This is a genomic window from Streptomyces sp. NPDC058964 (genome assembly GCF_042741275.1).
GTDB lineage: Bacteria > Actinomycetota > Actinomycetes > Streptomycetales > Streptomycetaceae > Streptomyces.
This window is the reverse complement of the sequence record NZ_JBHYKH010000548.1, coordinates 1-5,932: the sequence shown is the minus strand read 5'-3', so window position 1 is coordinate 5,932 and position 5,932 is coordinate 1. Positions and strand designations below refer to the sequence as shown.

The following is a 5,932-nucleotide window of genomic DNA, read 5'->3' as shown; positions in this document are numbered from 1 at the left end:
CCGGTAGCCGGTGATCCGGTCGCCGGTGGTGCTCAGCCCGGGCAGGCCGGCGACCAGGCCGATCCGGCGGTGGCCGAGTCCGGCGAGGTGGGCGACCAGCCGGGCCATCGGTCCGGTGTTCTCGGCGCACACCTGGTCGAAGCGTGTGGCGCCGTCGACGTCCTCGCCGGGGGCATCGACCACCCGGTCCAGGAACACGGTCGGCACGGCGTGGCGGTCCAGATAGGCGAGGAGCCGCCGTGGGTCCGCCGAGGGGGCGACGATCATGCCGTCCACCCGTCGTTCGTGGAGCAGCCGGACGACCTTGTGTTCGTGCTCGGGGTCGTCGTGCGGGTCCGCGATGAGCAGGCTGTAGCCCTCCTGCAGGGCGGCGGCCTCCACGCCCTGCAGGATCTCGGTGAAGTACGGGTTGCTGATCGCCGACACCGCGAGCCCGATGGAGCGGGTGCGGGAGGTCACCAGGGAGCGGGCGAGGGTGTTGGGCGTGTAACCGAGCTCGTCGACCGCGTCCAGCACGGCCTGACGGGTGTGGGGCAGCACCGGGCGCGTGCCGTTGAGTACGTGGGAGACGGTCGCCACGGAGACCCCGGCGCTCCGTGCGACGTCGGCCATGGTGGGCATCGTGACTCCTTCCCTGGGCCGCGGCCGGCCTTCTGGCCGAGGAAGGTATCCCATTGAGCGCCAGACGTAAACGCTTGCGCAAACGTTTACGTCCCGCGCCGCCCGCACTCTGCCCCCCACCCCACCCCACCACGGGGCCGGGTGAATCTGCCCGGGTATCGTCGGCCTGCACCACCCCCGACCAGTGGAGATCCTGATGCCCGGCCGATCCTCGGCGACCCGCCGTACCGTCCTGCGTGGAGCCGCCGTCACTCCGCTCGCCGGCCTCGGCCTCACCGCCTGCTCGGTGCCGGGCGGCGGAGTCACCACCGACGCGACGCCGACCGCTCCGGTCGAGCTCGGTGCCGAGAACGAGCTCGGCAAGGGGAGCGCCAAGCTGTACCGGGAGCACAACGTCGTGGTCAGCCGGGACGAGACCGGCACGCTCAAGGCGTACAGCACGATCTGCACGCACGCCGGGTGCCCCATCAACAAGCTCCAGGGGACGACCCTGATCTGCCCGTGTCACGGAAGCGAGTTCGACGCAGTGACCGGAAAGGTGGTTCAGGCCCCGGCCACGGAGCCGCTGGGCGAGCTGGCGGTGAAGGCCGCGAACGGGAAGATCATCGCGGGGCCCGGCGCCTGAGCGGCGGCGGGGGAGACCCGGTCACTCCCAGTCCCAGCCGATCCCCACGATGCCCGGCCGGACCCGCGGTTCGACCAGGTGGACGGAGCGGTGCGGCCCGCTCAGGGGCAGCTCCTGCCGGCCCCTGCGCGGGGCCGCCGCCGAAAGCTGGGTGAACCGGTGGCAGCGCAGCGGCAGCGCGTTCGCGTCGAACCGCACCTGGAGGGCGTACTGACCACCGGGGAAGCCGAAGCCGCGGACGTACTCGCGCGAGACCCCGGCCGTGCCGTCGTCGACGCCGTAGCGGAAGAGGAAGGTGTCGCCGGACCGCAGCCGGGTGCCGAAGAGCAGCTCGGCCACGAGCACGCCGGTGCCGGGATCCAGCCGGACGCGACCGGTGCGGCAGTTCTCCAGGGCGTGCACCATCATGCGCTCCGGCGCGCAGCCCGGGTCTCCGTGGTGGACGGCCACGAAGCGGTCGACGCCGTCCCGGTGGGCCCGCACGATGTGCTGCGACTCGCGGCCCGCCAGCTCGCGGTGGGCCCCGATCCGTATCCGCTCGTGGTGTCCGAGCGTGTGGAGTCCGCCGTCCAGGGACCAGCTCAGCTCGGCCAGGAGCCGGTCCAGCACGTCCGAGGCCTCGATCAGCGAGCGGTACGAGCGAGCCGCCGGGCGCTGCACGACCGACCGCTCGCCGGCCTCGGCCAGCAGCCGGATCAGGGACTCGTCGGGCAGCTGCAGGATCTCCTCCAGCGCCCGTACCGCCCGCAGCGACTCGGGACGCTGCGGACGCCGTGCGCCCTGCTGCCAGTAACTCAGGCTCGTGACGCCCACCTTGACCCCGTGGCGCGAGAGATGGTGCTGCACGCGCTGGAGCGGCAGTCCGCGGGCGGCGATCGCGGCGCGCAGGGCGACATGGAAGGGGCCGCCCCGCAGGACCGTGTCCAGTTCCGCGGTGGCGACGTCCGCGTGCTGTGTGGCGTGCCGCATGCAGAGGGGCCTTTCTCTGAGTGTTCACTACGGTTGGTCAGACCGGTCACACGGGTTTCCGGGGCCACCCCGTCGGCGCCGGGGCGCCTGCACATCCGTCGCCGTATCCGGACGCCGTCGTTCACAGCCCCGAGTTCCCCCGCATTGAAGCGTGTTGACCAAGCCCCGACAACACCTCCTGTCCAACCGCAGGGTCCTCCTGGCCGAGCCGCGCCCCGGCCGTGACACGCGCCCGGACGGTGCCGCCCGGCCGTCGCCGACCGGCCGCCCCAGGCTCGTTCGGACTCCGAGCGGTGCTCACGCAGCGCAGCGACGCGTCGGCGAACGGTGACCGTGTCGTGCCCCGGGTGGCCGAGACCCGCCCGGTCGAGCGGGGGCGGCCGTGGAACGGGCGGCGGCCGCACAGGCTGCCGGAGTCCCGGTGACCGGCGTCCGGGGCGTTGTCCACAGCCCCGCCGGACTGTCACCCCTCGCCAGTAGGGTGTGAGACATGGCCGACCCCTCCAGCTACCGCCCCAAGCCGGGACAGATCCCGGACTCCCCCGGGGTGTACAGGTTCCGTGACGAGCACCGCCGGGTGATCTACGTCGGAAAGGCGAAAAGCCTGCGCCAGCGCCTGGCGAACTACTTCCAGGACCTGGCGAACCTCCACCCGCGCACCCGGACGATGGTCACCACGGCCGCGTCCGTGGAGTGGACCGTCGTGTCCACGGAGGTCGAGGCGCTGCAGCTGGAGTACTCCTGGATCAAGGAGTACGACCCCCGGTTCAACGTCAAGTACCGCGACGACAAGAGCTACCCGTACCTCGCGGTCACGATGAACGAGGAGTTCCCGCGCGTGCAGGTGATGCGCGGTCACAAGAAGAAGGGCGTGAGGTACTTCGGGCCGTACGGGCACGCCTGGGCGATCCGGGACACCGTCGACCTGCTGCTTCGGGTGTTCCCCGTGCGCACGTGCTCGGCCGGAGTCTTCAAGAACGCCGCCCGTACCGGGCGCCCCTGTCTGCTCGGCTACATCGGCAAGTGCTCGGCGCCCTGCGTGGGCCGGATCCCCGTCGAGGAGCACCGCGAACTCGCCGAGGAGTTCTGCGACTTCATGGCCGGACGGACGGGCACGTACCTCCGCCGCCTGGAGAAGCGGATGATGGAGGCGGCCGAGGAGATGGAGTACGAGCGGGCGGCCCGTCTGCGCGACGACGTCGAGGCCCTGAAGAAGGCGATGGAGAAGAACGCGGTCGTGCTCGCCGACGCGACCGACGCCGACCTGATCGCCGTCGCGGAGGACGAGCTGGAAGCGGCCGTCCAGATCTTCCACGTGCGCGGCGGACGCGTCCGCGGCCAGCGTGGCTGGGTGACCGACAAGGTCGAGGAGGTCACCACCGCCGCCCTCGTCGAGCACGCCCTCCAGCAGCTCTACGGTGAGGAGACCGGGGACGCCGTCCCCAAGGAGGTCCTCGTCCCGGCGCTGCCCGACCCGGTCGAGCCGGTCCAGGACTGGCTGACCGGGCGCCGCGGCTCCAACGTCTCGCTGCGCATCCCGCAGCGCGGTGACAAGCGGGCCCTGATGGAGACCGTCGGGCGCAACGCCCAGCAGGCGCTCGCCCTGCACAAGACCAAGCGCGCCTCCGACCTCACCACACGCTCGCGCGCGCTGGAGGAGATCGCGGACGCCCTCGACCTGGACAGCGCCCCCCTCCGGATCGAGTGCTACGACATCTCGCACCTCCAGGGCGACGACGTGGTGGCTTCCATGGTCGTCTTCGAGGACGGACTGCAGCGCAAGGGCGAGTACCGCCGCTTCCAGATCAAGGGCTTCGAGGGCCAGGACGACGTCCGCTCCATGCACGAGGTGATCACCCGCCGCTTCCGCCGCTACCTCGCCGAGAAGGAGAGGACCGGCGAGTGGGCGGAGGAGGGTGCGCAGAGCGACGGCGCCGGAGACGGCGACGGCTTCGTCGACGGCAATGGCCTCAAGGACGAATCCGGCCGTCCCAGGAAGTTCGCCTACCCGCCCCAGCTCGTGGTCGTGGACGGCGGCCGGCCGCAGGTCGCTGCCGCCAAGCGGGCCCTGGACGAGCTGGGCATCGACGACATCGCCGTCTGTGGTCTCGCCAAGCGCCTCGAGGAGGTCTGGCTGCCGCACGACGACGACCCGGTCGTCCTGCCCCGCAGCAGCGAGGGCCTCTATCTGCTTCAGCGCGTCCGGGACGAGGCACACCGCTTCGCGATCACCTACCAGCGGACCAAGCGCGCCAAGCGCTTCCGGGCCGGCCCGCTGGACGACGTGCCGGGCCTCGGCGAGACCCGCAAGCAGGCGCTGATCAAACATTTCGGCTCGGTGAAGAAGCTCCGGTCGGCCACAATCGACCAGATCCAGGAAGTGCCCGGCATAGGCCGGAAGACGGCCGAGACCATCGCGGCGGCCCTCGCCCAGGCGGCCCCGGCCGCACCCGCCGTGAACACGGCCACGGGAGAGATCATTGATGACGAGGAACCCGCGACGACCGCGGATTCCTCGGGGGAGTCCGTGACCGCGGGCGCCCCGGACGAACGACGGGGGCAGGAGCCATGACCGAGCACGACGCACAGCCCACGGCAGACCGAGATCAGGCCCACAAGGACTCGGGCCAGGATCAGCCGCAGGAAGCGGTTCAGGAAAACGGAGTACAGGTGAGTACGGACGTCACGCCGGCCGGGGTCCCCGAGGCGGCCATCCCCGAGCTGGTGATCATCTCCGGCATGTCCGGAGCGGGCCGGTCGACGGCCGCGAAGTGTCTGGAGGACCTCGGCTGGTTCGTCGTCGACAACCTCCCGCCCGCCCTCATCCCCACCATGGTGGAGCTGGGCGCGCGGTCCCAGGGGAACGTGGCGCGGATCGCGGTCGTGGTCGATGTGCGCGGCCGCCGTTTCTTCGACAACCTGCGCGAATCCCTCGCCGACCTCGACTCCAGAGCCGTCACCCGGCGCATCGTCTTCCTGGAGTCCTCCGACGAGGCCCTGGTGCGCCGGTTCGAGTCCGTGCGCCGCCCGCACCCCCTCCAGGGCGACGGCCGCATCGTCGACGGCATCGCCGCCGAGCGCGAGCTGCTGCGCGAGCTGCGCGGGGACGCCGACCTGGTGATCGACACCTCCAGCCTCAACGTGCACGAGCTGCGCGCCAAGATGGACGCCCAGTTCGCCGGCGAGGAGGAGCCCGAGCTGCGGGCCACCGTGATGTCCTTCGGGTTCAAGTACGGGCTCCCGGTCGACGCCGACCTGGTCGCGGACATGCGGTTCCTGCCCAACCCGCACTGGGTCCCGGAGCTGCGCCCCTTCACCGGCCTCAACGAGGACGTGGCCGCGTACGTCTTCAACCAGCCCGGCGCCAAGGAGTTCCTCGACCGCTACGCCGAGCTGCTGCGCATGATCGCAGCCGGCTACCGGCGCGAGGGCAAGCGCTATGTGACCATCGCGATCGGCTGCACCGGCGGCAAGCACCGCTCGGTCGCCATGTCGGAGAAGCTCGCCGCGCGGCTCGCGGCCGAGGGCGTGGAGACGGTGGTCGTACACCGGGACATGGGACGGGAATGACGGCACGTACTCCGCGGCTGAGCAGGCTGCGCCGGATGGTGCCGGAGGCACGCGCGGGCCGCCCGGTCGAGGCGCGTGGCGGCCGGGCGCGGGGGGGGGGGGGGGGGCGGCGCCGGGGCGGGGGGGGGCGGGCGGGGGGTCGGGGCC

The 5,932-nt window shown here is 71.8% G+C and carries 5 protein-coding genes; 3 read left to right on the top strand and 2 right to left on the bottom strand.

Annotated elements, in window-relative coordinates; genetic code table 11:
- The coding region (locus tag ACFW2E_RS39800) for a LacI family DNA-binding transcriptional regulator (protein WP_384474859.1) at positions 1-621 on the bottom strand (621 nt) is incomplete at its 3' end.
- 196 nt (positions 622-817) lie between these two features.
- On the opposite strand from ACFW2E_RS39800, the gene ACFW2E_RS39795 reads away from it, so the two are divergent.
- The gene (locus ACFW2E_RS39795) at positions 818-1,246 is read left to right on the top strand and encodes a Rieske (2Fe-2S) protein (protein WP_384474857.1); all 429 of its coding nucleotides are present in this window, start codon (positions 818-820) and stop codon (positions 1,244-1,246) included.
- A 21-nt stretch (positions 1,247-1,267) separates the two neighbouring features.
- Here the strand turns inward: ACFW2E_RS39795 and ACFW2E_RS39790 are convergent, their stop codons facing one another.
- The gene (locus ACFW2E_RS39790; protein WP_384474854.1) at positions 1,268-2,215 is read right to left on the bottom strand and encodes a hypothetical protein; all 948 of its coding nucleotides are present in this window, start codon (positions 2,213-2,215) and stop codon (positions 1,268-1,270) included.
- Between the two features lie 490 nt (positions 2,216-2,705).
- On the opposite strand from ACFW2E_RS39790, the gene uvrC reads away from it, so the two are divergent.
- Complete coding sequence (uvrC, locus tag ACFW2E_RS39785; protein ID WP_384474851.1) at positions 2,706-4,787, top strand: excinuclease ABC subunit UvrC; 2,082 nt, start codon at positions 2,706-2,708, stop codon at positions 4,785-4,787.
- Positions 4,784-5,785, top strand: coding sequence for an RNase adapter RapZ (gene rapZ / locus ACFW2E_RS39780; protein ID WP_384474849.1), 1,002 nt, complete (start codon positions 4,784-4,786; stop codon positions 5,783-5,785). Before uvrC ends, rapZ begins: the two co-directional genes overlap by 4 nt.
- Positions 5,786-5,932: the final 147 nt, after the last annotated feature.